The sequence below is a fragment of the Clostridium algidicarnis genome (genome assembly GCF_000703125.1).
Classification (GTDB): domain Bacteria; phylum Bacillota; class Clostridia; order Clostridiales; family Clostridiaceae; genus Clostridium_L; species Clostridium_L algidicarnis.
In genome coordinates this window covers 546,571-566,246 of record NZ_JNLN01000001.1, presented here as the reverse complement: position 1 = coordinate 566,246, position 19,676 = coordinate 546,571, and the positions used below count along the sequence as shown (strand labels likewise).

The 19,676-nt window shown below is 31.4% G+C and carries 16 protein-coding genes; 12 read left to right on the top strand and 4 right to left on the bottom strand.

Going from position 1 to position 19,676, the window contains the following annotated elements; translation table 11 throughout:
* Positions 1 to 31: 31 nt before the first annotated feature.
* Both BV55_RS0102750 and BV55_RS0102745 read right to left on the bottom strand, forming a co-directional pair.
* A complete protein-coding gene (locus tag BV55_RS0102750; protein WP_029451223.1) occupies positions 32 to 469 on the bottom strand; it encodes a GNAT family N-acetyltransferase in 438 nt (145 codons plus the stop codon).
* Positions 470 to 704: 235 nt separating this feature from the next.
* Positions 705 to 1,718, bottom strand: coding sequence for a LacI family DNA-binding transcriptional regulator (locus tag BV55_RS0102745; protein ID WP_029451222.1), 1,014 nt, complete (start codon positions 1,716 to 1,718; stop codon positions 705 to 707).
* A 192-nt stretch (positions 1,719 to 1,910) separates the two neighbouring features.
* Here BV55_RS0102745 and BV55_RS0102740 point away from each other — a divergent pair, with 192 nt between their 5' ends.
* The 7 genes from BV55_RS0102740 to BV55_RS0102705 all read left to right on the top strand — a co-directional run bounded on the left by BV55_RS0102740 (position 1,911) and on the right by BV55_RS0102705 (position 10,352).
* Positions 1,911 to 2,324 carry a GNAT family N-acetyltransferase gene (locus tag BV55_RS0102740; RefSeq protein ID WP_029451221.1) on the top strand — a complete coding sequence of 138 codons (414 nt, stop codon included), beginning with the start codon at positions 1,911 to 1,913 and terminating at the stop codon, positions 2,322 to 2,324.
* The gene (gene rbsK, locus BV55_RS0102735) at positions 2,303 to 3,250 is read left to right on the top strand and encodes a ribokinase (protein ID WP_084170483.1); all 948 of its coding nucleotides are present in this window, start codon (positions 2,303 to 2,305) and stop codon (positions 3,248 to 3,250) included. The genes BV55_RS0102740 and rbsK overlap by 22 nt, the downstream gene beginning before the upstream one ends.
* 102 nt (positions 3,251 to 3,352) lie before the next feature.
* On the top strand, positions 3,353 to 4,273 hold the full coding sequence (rihC, locus tag BV55_RS0102725; protein ID WP_029451219.1) for a ribonucleoside hydrolase RihC: 921 nt from the start codon (positions 3,353 to 3,355) through the stop codon (positions 4,271 to 4,273).
* 27 nt (positions 4,274 to 4,300) lie between these two features.
* Positions 4,301 to 5,707 carry a C4-dicarboxylate transporter DcuC gene (dcuC, locus tag BV55_RS0102720; protein WP_029451218.1) on the top strand — a complete coding sequence of 469 codons (1,407 nt, stop codon included), beginning with the start codon at positions 4,301 to 4,303 and terminating at the stop codon, positions 5,705 to 5,707.
* 368 nt (positions 5,708 to 6,075) lie between these two features.
* The gene (locus BV55_RS0102715; protein ID WP_029451217.1) at positions 6,076 to 6,951 is read left to right on the top strand and encodes an SPL family radical SAM protein; all 876 of its coding nucleotides are present in this window, start codon (positions 6,076 to 6,078) and stop codon (positions 6,949 to 6,951) included.
* Positions 6,952 to 7,228: 277 nt separating this feature from the next.
* Complete coding sequence (htpG, locus tag BV55_RS0102710; RefSeq protein WP_029451216.1) at positions 7,229 to 9,112, top strand: molecular chaperone HtpG; 1,884 nt, start codon at positions 7,229 to 7,231, stop codon at positions 9,110 to 9,112.
* Positions 9,113 to 9,365: 253 nt separating this feature from the next.
* The gene (locus BV55_RS0102705) at positions 9,366 to 10,352 is read left to right on the top strand and encodes a ketoacyl-ACP synthase III (protein ID WP_029451215.1); all 987 of its coding nucleotides are present in this window, start codon (positions 9,366 to 9,368) and stop codon (positions 10,350 to 10,352) included.
* 131 nt (positions 10,353 to 10,483) lie between these two features.
* Here BV55_RS0102705 and BV55_RS0102700 read toward each other — a convergent pair whose 3' ends face one another.
* On the bottom strand, positions 10,484 to 10,879 hold the full coding sequence (locus tag BV55_RS0102700) for a hypothetical protein (RefSeq protein WP_198023181.1): 396 nt from the start codon (positions 10,877 to 10,879) through the stop codon (positions 10,484 to 10,486).
* Positions 10,880 to 11,248: 369 nt separating this feature from the next.
* Between BV55_RS0102700 and BV55_RS0102695 the strand changes: the two genes are divergently transcribed.
* Positions 11,249 to 13,243, top strand: a complete 1,995-nt coding sequence (locus tag BV55_RS0102695; protein ID WP_029451213.1) for a methyl-accepting chemotaxis protein — start codon at positions 11,249 to 11,251, stop codon at positions 13,241 to 13,243.
* A 136-nt stretch (positions 13,244 to 13,379) separates the two neighbouring features.
* Here the strand turns inward: BV55_RS0102695 and BV55_RS0102690 are convergent, their stop codons facing one another.
* Positions 13,380 to 14,135, bottom strand: a complete 756-nt coding sequence (locus BV55_RS0102690; RefSeq protein ID WP_029451212.1) for a DeoR/GlpR family DNA-binding transcription regulator — start codon at positions 14,133 to 14,135, stop codon at positions 13,380 to 13,382.
* A 165-nt stretch (positions 14,136 to 14,300) separates the two neighbouring features.
* Here BV55_RS0102690 and BV55_RS0102685 point away from each other — a divergent pair, with 165 nt between their 5' ends.
* The 4 genes from BV55_RS0102685 (at position 14,301) to BV55_RS0102670 (ending at position 19,676) form a co-directional block, all read left to right on the top strand.
* A complete protein-coding gene (locus BV55_RS0102685) occupies positions 14,301 to 14,999 on the top strand; it encodes a class II aldolase/adducin family protein (protein ID WP_029451211.1) in 699 nt (232 codons plus the stop codon).
* Between the two features lie 30 nt (positions 15,000 to 15,029).
* Complete coding sequence (locus BV55_RS0102680; protein ID WP_029451209.1) at positions 15,030 to 16,511, top strand: rhamnulokinase; 1,482 nt, start codon at positions 15,030 to 15,032, stop codon at positions 16,509 to 16,511.
* Positions 16,512 to 16,522: 11 nt separating this feature from the next.
* On the top strand, positions 16,523 to 18,286 hold the full coding sequence (locus BV55_RS0102675) for an L-fucose isomerase (RefSeq protein ID WP_029451208.1): 1,764 nt from the start codon (positions 16,523 to 16,525) through the stop codon (positions 18,284 to 18,286).
* Between the two features lie 76 nt (positions 18,287 to 18,362).
* Positions 18,363 to 19,676, top strand: a complete 1,314-nt coding sequence (locus BV55_RS0102670) for an ABC transporter substrate-binding protein (protein WP_242850840.1) — start codon at positions 18,363 to 18,365, stop codon at positions 19,674 to 19,676.

The following is a 19,676-nucleotide window of genomic DNA, read 5'->3' as shown; positions in this document are numbered from 1 at the left end:
GGCATAATTTAAGAAGAATGTGTCTTAAATATTAAATCTTTTTATACATAGGAATAAGAAAAGTAGACTTTTTATAAAAGAGTCTAGAATAAAATCTTTGGTGTTTATCCTCAAAGGTTGTAGATAAGTCTATTTTTTGTGCACCTTGTTTCTTTACTAAGGTTTCTAGTTCTTGTAATATTTTAGTTCCTAATCCTTTGTTTTGATATTCTCTAAACACCAGTATTTCTTCCAAATAAAAAAGCAGAACATCGTCAAAGTATTTAAAACAGCCCACTGCAAATCCTACCAATTCAGATTCATCATATAGCCCAATACCGTAAAAATATGGTGTCAAAAAGATTTGCTCAAGTCTTTTCTTAGCTAAATCATATGTCCATTTGCCACCTTCATCATTGTAGTAGATTATATATTTGTTTATTAAGCAATCTAAATCTTCTATTGTTAATTCTTTGTATTTATATTTCATAACAAAAACCTCCTAGTATAAGTTTGTGTAGATCCGAATAAACTTAATTAATGCCATTAATTACATACAACATAAATAACACGACTTCGCATGTTTCTACCATTGAGCACTTACATCTTTTTTACAAAAGTAAAGTAAATTTTATAGTAAATCCTTGTTAATATATTCGGAAACAAAAATAGGAATACTCTAATTACAAGATAATGTCTTGGTGGACATTACATATTTTTAAAAGTTACACTATATTTTTAACGCTTTTTTTTATAATTAGCTCAGGATCTAAGCATATCTTTTTAATTGCTGTTTCTTCATTTTTAATAAGGCTAAGCATCAAGTCACAAGCTGTTTTTCCTAGATTTGAAATGTTTTGATTAATAGAAGTTATGCCTGGACCCAGGATAAAGTCATTTAATAAGTTATCGTAGCTTACAATAGACAAGTATTCAGGAACTTTTATATCCTTTTCGCTTAATCGTTTAAGAAGTCCAAGGGTCATCATATCATTTGTAACAAATACAGCAGTGGTGTGATTTTTGATTATCATATCGCCAGTATTATAGCCACTTTGCATACGATAATCTCCTTCAATAATGTAATCTTTCTTTATTTCTAAACCATGTTCCTGCATTGCTTTTTTATAGCCTTCAAAGCGTGATACAGTGTTTTTTGAATAAATTGAATTTGTAATACAAGAAATTTTAGAATGTCCATTTTCAATTAAATGCTTTGTTGCAAGATAAGAGCCTTTTACATTATTGAAATACACCTGATTACAGTTTAATTCATCGAAAACCCGATCAATCATTATATAGGGTATGGTTAATTTCTTTAGCCTTAAACATACCTCTTCTTTATTATTATATGCGGAATTAGAAATAGTAATAAAAAGACCATCTATACCTCTTGCTAATAATAGGTCCAACAAATAAAGATCTTCTTTATATTCATCATTTGAGTTTACTATAATCAAAGCATATCCAAATTGCCTGCAATAAGTTTCAATGGTTTTGGTAAGCCTTGAGAAAAATATGTTTTCAATATCAGGAATAATTAGTCCAAGGGTTTTGGTTTCATTTGTAATTAGGCTTCTTGCATTAATATTTGGAGTGTAATTATTATCTTTTGCAATCTTTTTAATTAAATCTTTTTTTTCACTAGAGATTCTACAAGGTTTATTATTTAAAACTAAAGACACAGAGGTTATGGATACGTTTGCCTGTTTAGCAATATCTTTTAACTTAATTTTCATTTTAATCACCAAAATAAGTATATCATATTATTTGTGAAATTTTTGTTAAATACAATTGAATATATAAAATAAAAAAACATACTATATTTCATGAAAAAAATCAAAAAGATTCATGAAAAATGTTGACAACGGTTACACCTGATGATATCATATTTCATATTGATAAAACGTTTTACCACAGGGGATGTTAAAATGAAAATATGTAAAAATGGATTAACATGGGATATATATCACAGCATAAGGCAGTATGCAAATATGCAACAATATCATAAAGAAGATATTATCGAAGCATTAAAAAACACGATTTATAGTGTGGTTATATATGATAATGAAAATCCTATTGCTATTGGAAGAGTAGTTGGAGATGGAAGAATTGTATTTTTCATAAAAGATGTGGTGGTTCATCCTAAGTATAGAAGTAAAAGGATAGGAAAAATGGTTGTAGATAACTTATTAGATTATATAGAATCATGTTGCTGTGAAAATGCTTATATAGGGCTTATGGCTATGCCTAATACAGAAGGATTTTATGAAAGATTTGGGTTTGTACAAAGGCCAAGTGAAGGATTTGGAGCAGGTATGATTTGCTTAAAGAGAAAGAAGTGATAAATAGTATGAGAAAAGTTATTGTAGTTGGAAGTCTTAATATGGATCTTACAATTAAAGTTGATAATATTCCGAGTAAGGGTGAGACTATCCAAGGTCATGATTTTTTGCTAAATGCAGGTGGTAAAGGTGGAAATCAAGCAGTTGCAGCAGTAAAATCAAATGCAGAGGTATCATTTATAGGAAGTGTTGGAGATGATCCTTTTGGAGCTGAAGTGCTAAGTGCTTTAAAAAATAATGGAATTAATACAGATGGTATTGAAGTACATAAAAAACAACCCACGGGTATAGCGATGATTGTATGCCATGAAAATGATAATAGGATAATTTTAAATCCAGGTGCAAATTACGATTTAACCTTTAATCTTGCAAAGGATAACTTAGATAAACTTGCAAGTAAAGAAGATATATTTGTAACTCAATTTGAAAACAATGTAGATACGACTCTTAAGTTAATAGAGTATGCAAAAGGTATTGGAATGGTAACAGTATTAAATCCAGCACCAGCTAAGCTATTTAAAGATGAGTATTATAAACATATAGATATTTTAGTTATTAACCAAAGTGAATGTAAGCTGTTAACGGATATATATCCTAACAACTCCAAGGAGTGTGAAAGGGCAGCAAAGATCCTTCAAAATAAGGGAGCAAAAAATATTATAATTACATTAGGGTCAAAAGGTAGTATAACTGTAACCTTAGATGAAGTAATTAGGATAAATGCATATAAGGTGGAGACTGTTGACTCTACGGCCGCAGGAGATTCATTTATAGGAGCCTTAGTAGCAAAGATATCTTTTGGTAGTCCTTTATACGAAGCTTTATTATATGCAACAAAGGTTTCTGCTCTAACTGTTACAAGAGAAGGAGCTCAAATATCTATTCCAACTCTTGAAGAAGTTGATAAGTTTTTTGAAAATAAATAAAAATTCAATAAATTTGTTGAAAACAAATAAAAGGCTAACAAAATCTTTAAATATACTTAAAAAGCAAATAAATTGTTCAAATATAAAGGAGGCTGAAGCCCAATGAACAAAAGAAAATTAATAATAGACACTGACCCAGGTATCGATGACGCAATAGCAATAGCCATAGGACTATTTTCGGATAAAATAGATGTAGAACTTATAACAACTGTAGCTGGAAATGTTAGTCTTGATTTAGTAACTGAGAACACATTAAAACTATTGACCTTTTTTGGGAAAAGTATACCTGTAGCAAAAGGTCTTGAAGAGCCTTTACTTGAAAAGTTTGATGATGCAAAAAATGTTCATGGTGCATCGGGAATGGATGGATATGACTTTGGAGAGCCATGTCGTAGTAATTTATTAGAAGAACATGCAGTTGAGGCAATGAGAAGGACTATTCTTCAAAGTGAAACTCCAATAACTATAATGGCTATTGGACCACTTACAAATATTGCAGTGTTATTAAAAATGTACCCAGAAGTTAAAGCTAATATTGATGAAATTGTATTTATGGGTGGATCTTTGACAAGAGGAAATAAGACAGTTATGGGTGAATTTAATATAGCAACAGACCCACAGGCAGCTAAAATTGTATTTATGAGTGGAGTAAAGCTAGTAATGGCAGGATTAGATATGGGGCTTAAGGCACTAGTATACCCAGAGGATAGTGAAGAAATTAAAACCTTCGGAAAAACTGGTCACATGATGTATTCATTATTCCAAAAGTATAGAGGCGGAAGCTTTAAAACAGGATTAAAAATGTATGATAGCTGTGCAATAGCTTATATACTTTGTCCTGAAATGTATGAGATAACAGAAACATTTATAGATGTTGAAACACAAAGTAACTTAACTATGGGTTGCACTATAGTTGACTTAAAAGGATATCTCGGAAAAGCGCCAAATGCAAAGGTGTGTACAGACATAAATCCAAATATATTTAAAGAATGGTTTATGAGTTCAATTAAAAACTGTATATAAAATAAATATAAGGGAGAGGAATTTATTATGAACAATTTTATAATGATTGGGACAGCTATTATTGCAATTGCTTTAGTAATATACATGCTAATAAAGAAAATGGATATAAAAATAACCCTATTTGCTATTGGTATAATATTAATGTATATTTCCATTGCAATGGGAAATGGTATAGCAATTAAAAAGTTTGAGTCTACAGGTCTCATACTACTTGACCCATTAAAAGCCACAGCAGATATCTTTAAACAAACCTTATCAGCGGCAGGATTTATCATTTTGATCTTAGGCGGATACTCAGCTTATATGAGTAAAATAGGAGCAAATGATGTTACTGTAAGTGTTTTAACAAAACCAATAGGTAAAATTAAATCAACTTATATATTAGTTCCAATTGTATTTTTACTAGGTAACTTACTTTCTTTAGTAATTCCAAGTGCTTCTAACTTAGCAATTATATTATTAGCTACATTATTTCCAGTTTTAAAAAGGTCAGGCATGAGTACATTAACAGCGGCGGCAGTTATTGCCACAACGGCAACAGTAATACCAACACCTCTTGGAAGTGACAATGTTGCAATTGCTCAAGAACTAGCGAAATTTCCAGCCTATGCAGGATTAACAGTAACAGATTATGTGCTTAAATATCATGCTATAGTTTCAATTCCTACACTAGGGTTCATGGCAGTTTTACATTATTTTTGGCAAAAGTTTATGGATAAAAAACAAGTAAATAACTTGGATCAAGAAGAGGTTGAAATAAAAGCAGTTAGTGAAATTAAGGGATCGGCACTATTTAAAACAGTATATGCATTACTACCATTACTGCCAATATTATTATTGATTATGGTTTACTTCACAGGTTCATCATCAGCATTATCAGTAGAAGTAGCATCAATCTTAAGTTTTATCATTGCAATTATTTGTGAATTAGTTAGGCACAAGGGAGATAAAAAGGTTTTGGAAGAAACAGAAGCCTTCTTTAAGGGAATGGCAGGTGGAGTTTCAATTGTGGCATTATTGGTAGCAGCAAGTGTATTTGTAGCAGGATTAAACTCAATTGGATTGATTAGTACTTTACAAAAGACTATGATTTCTACACAAGGTACAGGCATGGGAATAGTTCTTCCACTAATATTGGTAGCATTATCTATGCTAATAGTATTGCTTTCAGGTAGTGGGACAGCCTTATTCTTTGCAATGATTCCATTAATAGTTCCATTAGCAGAGGCAGCAGGAATTAGCCCTATTGCAATTTCAGTTCCAATGGGACTTGCAGGAAATCTAATGAGAGCAGTGTCACCAGTGGCAGCAGTTACCGTAATTGTAGCAGGATCTGTAAAGAAAAATGCTCTAGACGTTGTAAAAAGGACATCGGTGCCAATGGTTGGTGGAGTTATATTCATGTTTATTCTATCAATGATAATGTTCTTATAGATAGAATGAACAGGAAGAGCAATTTTATTTGTAGCAATTGGGGCAAGTTTTTTAAATTACTATACACCTTACTTAGATATAAATTCATATTAGAAGTTTAATGAATTTAATATAATAATAGGTCAAAAAAAGAACAGAAAGTTTAATAATCTGTTCTTTTTTTGTATGTAGTATTTTATAGGTGTTATATGAAAGCCTTAGTAATATGATATAATTTATAGTGAGAGATTATACTCTAAAATACGAAGACTTTTAATCAAGTAATTCTTAGGTTCAGGTGGAGTTTTATTATGAGAAGTACTTTCTCCATCTGAACTTTACAAGTATAGTTAAGACTATTAGACAAATTTAGTTTGTAGGAGAACATTATGCATGAAATAGAGGTAAAAGGAATCTTATCTGCAAAGAATGGGATGAATATATATCGTGGTTGTACACATGGTTGTATTTATTGCGATTCTAGGAGCAGATGTTATCAGATTAATCATGATTTTGAAGACATAGAAGTAAAAACAAATGCACCAAAGCTATTGGAGGATGTACTGCGTAGAAAACGAAAAAAGTGTATGGTAGCTACGGGAGCTATGTGCGATTCATACATCCATTTAGAAGAAAACCTTAGGAACACTAGGAAGTGTCTTGAGATTATTAATACTTATGGATTTGGACTTTCTATACAGACTAAGTCTGCAAGAATTTTAAAAGACCTAGATTTACTGAAAGACATTAATGAGAAGACAAAGTGTGTAGTTCAGATGACACTTACAACTTATGATGAAGATTTGTGCAGGGTTATTGAACCAAATGTGAGCACTACAAAAGAACGGTTTGAAGTGTTAAAGGTTATGCGTGATAATGGAATTCCTACAGTAGTTTGGCTATGTCCCATTTTGCCATTTATAAATGATACAGAAGAGAATATAAGGGGCATTCTTAATTATTGTGTAGAGGCGAAGGTACATGGCATTATCTGTTTTGGTATGGGAGTGACTATGAGGGACGGAAATCGGGAATGTTTTTACAAGAAACTGGATGAATATTTTCCGGGTATGAAAGATAGGTATATAGAAAGGTATGGCTACTCCTATGAATTAACTAGTGCTAACAATAAGAAGTTAATGAAGATTTTAAGAGATGTATGTGCATCCAATGATATTTTGTTTGGTGTGGATCAATGCTTTGAATATCTTCATAAATTTGAGGATAAAAAAGGTTATGAGCAGTTAGTGCTTCCTGGACTATAAATCCATCAGATATTCTTCATACATTTTCATTTCAATATTGACATGTTAAATAAAATATGGTATATCTGTATTAGGAGTTAGCACTCACTCTTATAGAGTGCTAACAGTAGAGTGACTATTTGAGCACTAGGGTCTAAGACATCTTAGAAAATAACTGTGTATGTGTTTTTAATACATTTACTACTTATGTTTGGGGCTTAAAGAGTTTTCTATATTATATTTTTTACTGCGCTACATTTTTTGTTACGTGGTTTTTATTCTGAAGGGAGAGAATTACATGGAAACAAAAGAATTTAAAGCAGAATCTAAAAGACTGCTAGATCTAATGATTAATTCAATTTATACTCATAAGGAAATATTTTTAAGGGAACTTATATCTAACTCTAGTGATGCTATTGATAAAATTTATTACAGAGCATTAACAGATGATAGTCTAAGCTTTGATAAGGAAAGCTACTATGTAAAGATAGCAGCAGATAAGGAAAATAGAATATTAAAGATTACTGACACTGGTATAGGTATGACAAAGGAAGAGTTAGAAAATAACCTTGGGGTTATAGCAAAAAGCGGATCTTTAGCTTTTAAGAAGGAAAATGATTCTAAGGATGGCCATGACATTATAGGTCAGTTTGGTGTTGGTTTTTATGCTGCATTTATGGTAGCTGAAACAGTTACTGTGATTAGTAAATCTTTAGATAGTGATGAAGCTTACAAGTGGGAGTCTAAAGGAGCAGAAGGTTATACCATAGAGCCTTGTACAAAGGATTCTGTTGGTACTGAAATAATATTAAAGATTAAAGAAAATACTGAAGATGAAAATTACGACGAGTACTTAGATGAATATAGATTAAAAGAAATCATTAAAAAGTATTCTGATTTTATAAGATACCCAATAAAGATGGATATAACTAATACTAAATTAAAAGAGGGCACTGAAGATGAGTATGAAGAGTATATAGAAGAACAAAGTATTAACTCAATGGTGCCAATATGGAAGAAAAACAAAAGTGAGCTTAAAGAAGAGGATTATGATAAGTTTTATGAGGAAAAACATTACGGATATGATAAGCCTTTAAAGCATATTCATATAATTGTAGATGGAGCTGTTAGATATAACTCAATATTATTTATTCCACAAAACACTCCTTATGATTATTACACAAAGGAATATGAAAAAGGGTTAGAGCTATATTCAAGTGGAGTACTTATTATGGATAAATGCCAAGATTTATTACCAGACTACTTTAGTTTCGTAAAAGGTATGGTAGATTCAGAGGATTTATCTTTAAATATCTCAAGAGAAATGCTTCAACACGATAGACAGCTAAAACTTATTGCAAAAAACATTAAAAATAAGATTAAAAGTGAACTATTATCTTTATTGAAGAATGAAAGAGAAAAGTATGAAAAGTTCTATGAGTCCTTTGGTAGACAACTAAAATATGGAGTTTACAATGATTTTGGAACTGATAAAGAAATGTTACAAGATTTACTTATGTTCTATTCTTCTAAAGAGAAAAAGCTGGTAACTTTAGATGAATATATTTCTAGAATGCCTGAAAGTCAAAAATATATTTACTATGCATCAGGTGAGTCTAATGAAAGAATTGAAAAGCTTCCACAAACTGAATTAGTTGCAGAAGAAGGATATGAAATATTATACTTTACAGATGATGTGGACGAATTTACAATTAGGATGCTTATGTCCTATAAAGAAAAAGAATTTAGATCAGTTGCTAGCAATGACTTAGGTATTGAAACTAAGGAAAGTGAAAAAGAAGAAGAAAAAGCACAAAAAGAGGAGAATAAAGAACTCTTTGAATATATGACAAAAGCATTATCTGGAAAGATAAAAGAGGTAAGAGCATCTAAAAGATTAAAACATCATCCAGTATGTTTCTCTAATGATGGGGAAATATCTATAGAGATGGAAAAAATATTAAATTCAATGCCAAATAATCAAGAAATAAAGGCAGATAAGATACTAGAGATTAATACTAATCATGATGTATTTAAGGCTTTAAAGAGTGCTTTTGAAGGGGATAAAGAAAAATTAGATTTATATACTAATTTACTATATACTCAAGCACTATTAATTGAAGGATTACCAATTAATGACCCAGTAGAATTTACAAATGATATATGTAAGATAATGAAATAGATAAAAGATAAGGGCTTCCTATGTTTTGGAGGCTCTTTATTTATTTTACTATATAAACATATTAAGAGTTTATATGTAAGCTATAAAAATTGCTGATAGGTATTTACCAACAATTCTTTATTTTGATATACTGTTAGTTCAGGTTAAATTAAGATATGTACTAATCATTGTAATATAAGGTATGTAATTATATAATACAAATAGAAATAGAAATAGAAATAGAAATAATGACATAAAGAAATGGGGAAAACACATGACAAACATAAAAATTAGAGAAGTAGAAGTTTATCACCCAGAAAATCAGGTAAGAAACCAGTATTATTTAGATCATTTTAATAAACAAGGAAAGGACATAGATAGACTTCTTAAGGCCTTTGGAAAAGATAAACGCTATATCATAAATAATGCACATGAAAATACATTAACTATGGGAATAGAGGCGTCTAAAAAGGTTTTAGATAAGGCTGGCCTTACAGGAGAGGATATTGATCTGATTATATTTACAAGTCAGTTTCCAGAGTATACTATCCCACCTCAATCATTAATGGTTCACGAAGCCATAAAGGGAAAGGCTGAGACATTTTGTACTGATAGTAATACTGACTGTGTTGGCATGATCGTAGCATTTGATTATGCTAGTAGATATCTTAAAGGCAGTGATAACATGAAAAGAGCTCTTATAATAGGTGCTGACTATATGTCTGTACATTGTAGAGAAGAAGATGAATATACATATCCTTTATTCGGGGACAGTGCTTGTGCTGTAATACTTGAGAAAACGGAAGAGGATTGCGGATTCATAGATAGTTTTTATACTACTAATTCTGAATATCCAGATATTGTGAAGTTCCCTGCTTGTGGGGCTTCAAAAACTTATGAGAGTGAAATTAATGATAGAAAGGTTGACTGGACTCCCTTTGATGGATCTTTTATAATTCAGTATGCAAAGGAAAGTATAGATAAATTATTACAAAAGCACTCAATGAATTTTAATGATATTAATTGGTATTGTTTTTCTCAATTTGCGTTACCTATAATAGATGGCAGTGCAGAGAAATTTGAAGTTAGTAGAGATAAGTTTATTTATGTAGGAGATAAGTATGGATACACTGGTACTAGCAGCCCATTTATAGCATTATATGAAGGAATTAAAAGTGGACAAGTTAAAAGGGGTGACAATGTTGCTTTTTGGTCAATAGGTGGTAATTGGATAACTTGTGCTATGCTTATAAAGTATTAATACATACTAAAAAAACACAGGGTATTTTGAAATGTTATTTTAAAAATACCTAAAATCACCCCATTAAATATGGCCTGAAACAGTGTTTTTGATCATATTTAACGGGGTGTCTTCATATTTAATACCTTAATTTATATAACTTCCATATTGTCTAAGCCGACAGTTCTAGCAAGTCTACCAATTTGCATTTTTAAAATCACACTATTTTTAGAATTGCCTACAGTTGCTATAATTTTTTTAAAGTTATTAACTTTATACATTTCAAAGCAGCCTTGAAGTATAGGTAGTACCTCTGGTCTATTTAATTCTAAATTAGAGCAATCGAATTTCAATGTATATTCACCAGGTGTTATTTTAGCTACTTCAGCCTTATAGCATTTAACATATTCTGCACCATCTTCAGGTGTAAATACTCCCTCTGTAAAGATTTCCAATACCTTTGTTGTGGCATTTGTTTTGAAACTAAATTTATTTAATCCCTTCTCCATATGTACAGCGCCTCTTTCCATAAATTTAGGGTAGTTCATACCCCTTTTATTTTTGTAACGTTATTCCCTAAGTGGGACTTATTTGGTGTTTTTAGAGGGAAATTAAAAATGTTATCAAGGATAGTATATCATAAATTCAGTAAAAATATAATAAGTTATTTAATGCTATTATATAATGTGTTAAAATAATATGTATGTATTTTTTGGTGTAAAAAGATATTAAATGTTAATTAAGTATTATTGTTATTATTATAGTGATATCAATTGATTTTTAGGTTTAGGGAGAGTTTACTTACGGAAAATACTCCTCCATCTGAATTCTAGAACAATTTATGAAGGGGGGTAGCAATAGGATAAATCAGAATAATAATAAATAATTAATTAAAGCAAATTAATTAGGGGGAAATCATGAAAAGTATAAAAACAAAGCTAATAGTATTTTTAGGATTATTAATAGGGATTATATGTATAGGTTTTGGAGCACTATCTTTCATAAATTCATCGAAGGCATTAACTTCAAATATAGGAAAGACTATACCTAAGATCGCAGAACAATCAGCAAGTAACATTGAAGGAAGAATTCAAGGTCAGCTTACATCATTAGAAATTGTAGCAGCAAGAGAGGACATAAGAGATACTCAAAATTCATGGGAAAATAAAATGTCAGTTCTTTTAGAAGAGGTTGAAAGAAATAAAAGTATAATGATGGGTATAGCTAATAAGGATGGTTATGCGAAATATACTAATGGAAAAGATGCTAATATTAAAGATAGATCTTTTTTTCAAAAGGTAATGTCTGGCAAAAGTGATATATCGGATCCTTTAGTAAGCAAAGTGGATGGGACCATTGTAGTGGTATATGCCACTCCAATTAAAAATAATAATGAAGTGGTAGGTGCCTTACTTCAAGTAAGAGATGGTAATCAATTAAGTTCATTAACTAATCAGATTAAATTTGGAGAAACAGGCAGCGGATATATGATAAAAAAAGATGGGACAATTATATCACATAGTAATAAAGATTTAGTTATGAATATGTATAATACTGCTGAAGAAGCAAAAAAGGATGACAAATTACAAAAGTTAGCGGATATTGAAAATAAAATGGGTTTAGGAGAAACAGGAATAGGTGACTATGAATATGAGGGAATACATAAATACATAGGATATGCTCCAGTTAAAGGTACTGATTGGTCAGTAGGAGTAGTAGTGTCTAAAGATGAAGTATTGTCAGAACTTAATAGCATTAAAACATCTATTGAAGTATTATCCATATTATTTTTATTAATTGGAATTGGGGTAGTTTATGTTATTTCAGAAAGGATATCTAAAGGAATAAGATCAACTTCAAAACATTTAGACTTATTAGCAAAGGGAGATTTATGTGAAGAGGTTTCTCCTAAATATTTAAAGCTACAGGATGAAGTTGGGGACATGACTAATTCAATGAAAATAATGCAAGAATCATTAAGAAAGATGATAAATGGAATAAAGGATAGTTCTTCAAATATTAATATGCAATCAGAGAATCTATCAGCAGTTGCGGAAGAAATATCTAGCTCATCACAAAATGTTGCTGAAGCAATAAATCAAATAGCTGAAGGGACAAGCTCTCAATCTGAAGAATTAATAAATGTAACAGATATACTTGATGAGTTTAGCAATAAGTTATCTCAAATGGTAAGAGAAATACAAGTTGTAGATTCGAATTCTAGAGGAATTAGTGTAATGGCAAATGAAAGTAGCAGTGAAATGAATGAATTAAATGAGTCTGTAACAAATGTTAGTGTTTCATTTAAGAACTTTAGTGGGAAGATTACAGAGCTTGGAAAAGACGTAAATGAAATAAATGATATTACAACTATAATAAATAACATTGCAGAGCAAACAAATTTATTAGCATTAAATGCTGCTATCGAAGCAGCTAGGGCAGGAGAATCTGGAAGAGGTTTTTCTGTAGTTGCAGAAGAAATAAGAAAGCTTGCAGAGCAATCAAAAGTATCATCTGAAAGGATTAGTAAGTTAATAAGTGGAATATCTAAAAATACTAACACAATCGTGATGGATTCATCTAAAATGGATGATGAATTAATAAACCAAGTTAAAATTATTAATAATTCAATAGTATCTTTCACAAACATTATTGAAGCTGTAAATGAAGTTATTCCTAAAATAGAAATAGTTAAAAACTCAGCAGAAGATATAAATAAAGATAAAGATAGTATTTTATCTAGAGTAGATGGAGTATCCTCTGTTTCACTTGAAGTTTCAGCATCTTCAGAAGAAATAGCTGCATCCTCAGAAGAAACAAATGCAGCAACAGAAGAGGTAGCCGCATCAGCACAGATGCTTAGCAACATGACTAATGAAATGCTTCAAGAAGTAAACAAATTTAAGGTTTAAATAAAATACAAATTAAAAGTCAGAGATTCTTAATGAAAAAAATCATTGGAATCTCTGACTTTTTTGAATTTGTGTGCACCTCCGAGGTGTTCCCTTTTTATGGGAGCACCTCGGAGGTGCATCCATAAAATGGTGTTTAATATATTGCTTCACATCCAGATAATAAAATGCTATTTAATATTTTAGAAGAAGGCTCAATATCAGTGATAATAGCTTCTATATTTTCAAAGGAATCAAGCTTATAAAAGTTTGAGTGATTGAACTTACTACTGTCACATAAGAGTATGGTGCTTTTTGAATTTCTAATCATATGCTGCTTTACTAAAGCTTGCGTTTGACTAGCTTCATAGGCACCATTTTCATCTAGACCTCTGCAAGAAATTATAGAAAGATCTGCTTTGAAATTATCAATAAAGTTGCTTGTAAATTCTCCTACTATAGAGGTTGATCTAGTTTTTAGCTGTCCACCTGCTATGAAGGTGGTAATTGAATCTAGTTGAACTAATTCCAAGGCTGTCTTAACTCCATTAGTTACAACGGTTATATTATTATAATTTTTAAGAAGGTGGCAGATGCTTCCTACAGTACTGCTTGAATCTAAAAACAATGCATATCCATCAGAAATAAAATCTAAGGCAAGATTACATATGTAATTTTTCTCCTGTTGATTTTCAAGTTCTCTAAACATATGAGAATATTCTATGTTGAAATTTGGAACTAAAGAAGCTCCTCCGTGAAACCTTTTAATGAGGCCCGCCTTCTCAAGTTCTATTAAGTCTCGTCTTATAGTTGCTACGCTGCAATATAATTTTTCGCAAAGATAGCTTGTAGATACTTGCTTTTTTACCTTTAGTATATTAAGTATTTCCTCAGATCTCTCTTTTGAAAACATATTAACACTCTCCTTTGAACTAATGTGAACTTATATGAACAAATTATATCATTAAAAAGGGCATTTTAACAACAATATGTTCAAATATATACAAAGTGATATTAAAGGTTATAATAAAGTTGTAAGAATAAAATATAATAATTTATAAGATATAGGAGAAAAATGATGAATAAAAATGAAAATGAACTAAAAGAGCAAATATGTGATATTTGTCATAAAATGTGGCAACTTGGGTGGGTAGCTGCAAACGATGGTAATGTATCGGTAAAAATTGACGAAAATACTTTTTTAACAACACCAACAGGAATAAGTAAAAGTTTCATGACACCTGATAAGATAGTAAAGATAAATGCTAAAGGTGAAGTATTAGAAGCAAAGAATGAATATAAGCCTTCAAGTGAAATAAAGATGCATTTAAGATGCTATGAACAAAGAGATGACGTAGGTGCAGTAGTACATGCTCATCCACCGACAGCTACAGGTTTTGCCTTAGCTCATAAGAGTATGGATGTGTATTCATTAGTTGAATGTGTTATAAGTGTAGGCTCAGTACCTATAGCAGAATACGGTACGCCATCTACAGATGAAGTTCCTAATTCTATAACACCTTATCTTAAAGAACATGATGTTATACTTTTAGAAAATCATGGGGCATTAACAGTAGGAAAAGACTTAGTAACTGCTTATTATAGGATGGAAACTTTAGAACTTTGGGCTAAGACAAGCTTAGTAGCTCAGCTTTTAGGGGAAGAAAGGGAACTGTCTAGAGAAAATATTGATAGATTAATAAGTATGAGGAGTGCTTATAAGGTTTCAGGAAAACACCCTGGTTATAAAAAATACAATAAAGCTAAAGATGAATAAATTAATTAGTGGTGAATTGGAGGAGCGTAGATGTTAAAAAATGTTCTTGCTTTTGACTTAGGTGCTTCTAGTGGCCGAGGTATATTAGGTTCCTTTGATGGAAATAAGATTAAGCTTAAAGAAATTCATAGATTTGAAAATACACCTATTATTAAAGGTGAAAGGATGTATTGGGACTTAGAAAAACTATTTAGTGAAATTAAAAAGGCTATGAAGATGGGCGAAGCTGAAGGTGGATATGACAGCATTGGAATCGATACTTGGGGAGTGGATTATGGTCTTATAGACAAGAATGGAAATTTATTAGGAAATCCTGTCCATTATAGAGATACAAGAACTATAGGAATTATAAATAGTGTATCTCAAGATATAACAATGGATAAGCTATATACATTAACCGGAAACCAAATCATGGAGATAAACACCTTGTTTCAACTTTACTATGAGTATTCAAAAGAAGAGAAAATTATTGACAATGCAACAACTATTCTTATGATGCCAGACCTATTTAACTATCTTTTAACTGGGATAAGAAAATCGGAGAATACAATAGCATCAACAACTCAAATATTTGATCCTTATAATAAGAAATGGAATCAATATATTATAAATAAGCTTGGATTTAATAAGGATATATTCCCTGAAATTATTTCATCAGGAACAGAAATTGGTACTATTAAAGATGAATTAATAGAGGAACTTCAGATAAATATAAAAACTGTAATTGCTGTTTGTGGGCATGATACAGCAAGTGCCGTTGTGGCTGTGCCTTCTAAAAAGCCCTTTATATTTATATCTTGTGGAACTTGGTCTCTTTTGGGAACTGAACTAAAAGAACCTTTAATAAATGAAAAGTCCATGAAGTATAATATTACAAATGAAACTGGAGTGGATGGTACCACAACGTTTCTAAAAAATATAAGAGGACTTTGGCTTATACAAGAGACAAAGAGGTATTTTGAAAAAGAAGGTAAAAGTTACAGCTATAGTGATATTGAAAAAATTGCTTATGAGGCTGATGAATTCACCTGCTTTATAGATGTTGACTCAGATGAATTTCAACTATCGGGTGATATACCGCTAAAAGTTCAAAATTATGCAAAGAGTACAGGTCAGTACATACCTAAAACTCATGGAGAAATATTTAGGTGTATTTATGAAAGTCTTGCATTTAAATATAGATATACCTATGAACAAATAAGTGAATGTATAAAAGAAGAGTATAAATTGATACACATGGTGGGTGGTGGAATTAAGTCAAAATTATTATGTCAAATGACGGCGGAAGCCTTAGGACTTGAAGTAATTGCAGGACCAATTGAGGCAACAGCTATAGGCAACATAGTAGTTCAATTAATTGCACAAGGTGAAATTAAAAACCTTCAAGAAGGAAGAAATATAGTCAGAGAATCCTTTGAAATAGATAAATATATTCCATGTAAAAGTAAGATTTGGAATGATAACTATATTAAATATAAAAGTATAATTGAAAAGGTAGAAGATAAATTATAGGAGGAGATAATATGAGTTATCCTAAAATAGGGATAAGACCCACTATTGATGGACGGTGGGGAGGTGTAAGAGAGGGGCTGGAAGATCAAACGATGAACATGGCTAAAGCTGCAGCAAAGTTTTTAGAAGAAAACTTGTTGTATCCAGATGCAACTAAGGTAGAGTGCGTGATTTCAGATACCACCATTGGAGGATCTTACGAAGCCTCAAAGTGTGCTGAAAAATTTTCAACTGAAAACGTTTGTGCAACTTTAACTGTAACACCTTGTTGGTGTTATGGAAGTGAAACTATGGATTTAGATCCACTCACTATAAAGGCTGTATGGGGATTCAATGGAACAGAAAGACCAGGGGCTGTTTATTTAGCAGCTGTAATGGCAGCATACGCACAAAAGGGACTACCAGCATTCTCTATATACGGTAAGGATGTACAAGATTTAGATGATACAAAAATACCAGAAGACGTTAAAGAAAAAATATTAAGATTTGGGAAATGTGCTATAGCAGTGGGTGTTATGAAAAATAAATCATATGTTAATTTAGGTTCAGTAGCAATGGGGATAATGGGATCTTTCTGTGATCCAGAATTTTTTCAAAAGTATCTTGGAATAAGAGCTGAATGGGTAGACATGACGGAGATATTAAGAAGAATAAATAATGGAATTTATGATAATGAGGAATATGAAGTAGCAATTAAGTGGGTGCAGGAAAATTGTAAAGAAGGTTATGAGCTAAATACAGAGGACAAAAGACATTCAACTGAAAAGAAAAAAGAAGAGTGGGAGTTTGTAGTTAAAATGACTTTAGTCTGTAAAGATATCATGATAGGCAATCCAAGGTTAAAAGAATTAGGCTTTTTTGAAGAAGCTATGGGACGAAATGCTATTTTAGGAGGATTTCAAGGGCAAAGAATGTGGACAGACTGGCTACCTAATGGAGATTTTACAGAAGCTATTTTAAACTCATCCTTTGATTGGAATGGTAAAAAAGAGCCTACTACATTAGCTACAGAAAATGATACATTAAATGCGGTTTCCATGCTTTTCGGAAAACTTTTAACTGGAACTGCTAGTGTATTTGCAGATGTAAGAACTTACTGGAGTCCAGAGGCTGTACTAAGAGTTACAGGAAAAAAATTAGAGGGTAGGGCAGAAAATGGATTCATTCATTTAATTAATTCAGGAGCAGCAGCTTTAGATGCAGTAGGACTTTCAAAAGATAAATATGGTAAGAACTGCATTAAACCATGGTGGGATATGGAGTCAGATGATATTAATGCATGTCTTAAAGCAACTGATTGGTGCCCTGCAAATCTTGGATATTTTAGAGGGGGAGGATTTTCATCACACTTTAGAACTCAAAGTGAGATGCCTGTTACACTAATTAGATTAAATTTGGTTTATGGCATAGGACCAGTACTTCAAATTGCAGAAGGACATACGATTATACTTGAAGATGATATTCATAAAATATTAGATGAAAGAACAGATAAGACATGGCCAACAACATGGTTTGTTCCAAGGCTTGGAGTTAAAGGTTTTGAAGATGTATATAGCGTTATGAAAAACTGGGGGGCTAACCATGGGGCATTTAGCTATGGACATATAGGAAAAGAATTAATAACTTTAGCGAGTATGCTTAGAATACCGGTGTCACTTCATAATATTGAGGATAAGGATATATTTAGACCTCACAGTTTTGCAGCTTTTGGAACTAAAGATATAGAAAGTGCTGATTTTAGGGCTTGTAAGGCTTATGGACCATTATACAAATAAATATCATCTACAATGTTATTAAAAATAAAGTGGATACATTTTTTAAATGAAAAATAAAAAAGGTGGAGGGAAAAAAATGAAAAAGGTATTAGCATTATTACTTGCAGCGTCACTTAGTATTGGAATAGTAGGGTGTGGAAGCAAAGGAACAAGCACTGGTAAAGAAGATGGAGATAAAGTAGAAATAAGGCTTCTAACTAGAATGGCAGGTACATCTAATCAGGTAAAGATATATAAAGATATTATAAAAGAATTTGAAGCTAAGCATCCAGATGTAACTGTCGTGGATGAATCTCAAGGAGAAGAATCATCATTTAACAATAAATTAAAAACCGATTTAGCATCAGGGACACTTCCAAATATATTCAGAATTCAAGGGGTAGCTAACCTTGGAGACTATATTAAAGGTGGATTGTTGATGAATATGGACCCAATTTTAAAAGAAGATCCGAAATGGGGAGAAGGATTTACCAAGGGAGCTCTTAGTTACTATCAGGTTCAGGGGTATGAGGGTACTTATGGAATTCCTATGGAGTCAGGACTTGTTGGAGTATATTACAATGAAAAGCTGTTTAAAGAAGCAGGTATAGAAAAGTTTCCAGAAACTTGGACAGAATTTAAAGTAGCCATAAAAAAATTAAGTGATAACAAAGTTACACCAATTGCACTTGGAGCTAAAACTACCTACATGGCAGGGCACCTTCATGATCAGATATTTTATAAATGGATGGGTACAGAGGCAGCAAAAAAATTAGGATCTAGAGATGCCAAATGGACAGATCCAGAAGTAGTTAAAACATTAGGGTTTGTAAAAGAATTAAATGATATGAAAGCTTTTGGTGAAGATTCTGCTGGTATTAGCGATGATATAGTTTTAACAGAATTTCTTCAAGGAAAATCTGCTATGATTATTACTGGACCTTGGAACTTAGGTAAATTTACAAACCCAAGTGAAACTGAATATACTGAATCTATAAAAGTAGCTAAATTCCCTTATTTTGAAGAAAAACCTGAATTTAAAAATGATGATATGCAAATATTAAGCCCCTATATGGTTAATGGGAAGCTTGAAGGTAAAGAAAAGGAATATACAGTTGAATTACTAAAAATGTTAACTTCAGCTGAGGCTGCAAAAACATTTGCAGAAGAATCACAATTTCTTATTCCAAGAAAAGATATAGAAATTGATAAATCAAAAGTTTCCTCATTGTTTTTAGATAATATGAATTTAGGTGCAACTTCTACAGGAATAGCAGTAGATGTATTTGATTTTGATTCACTTCCATCTATGCAGGATAGAACTAGAAACTCAATAGTAAGTATGTTTATCGGAAAGACACCAGAGGAAGCAGCAAAAGAAATACAAGCTGAAATAGATAAGTCAAAATAA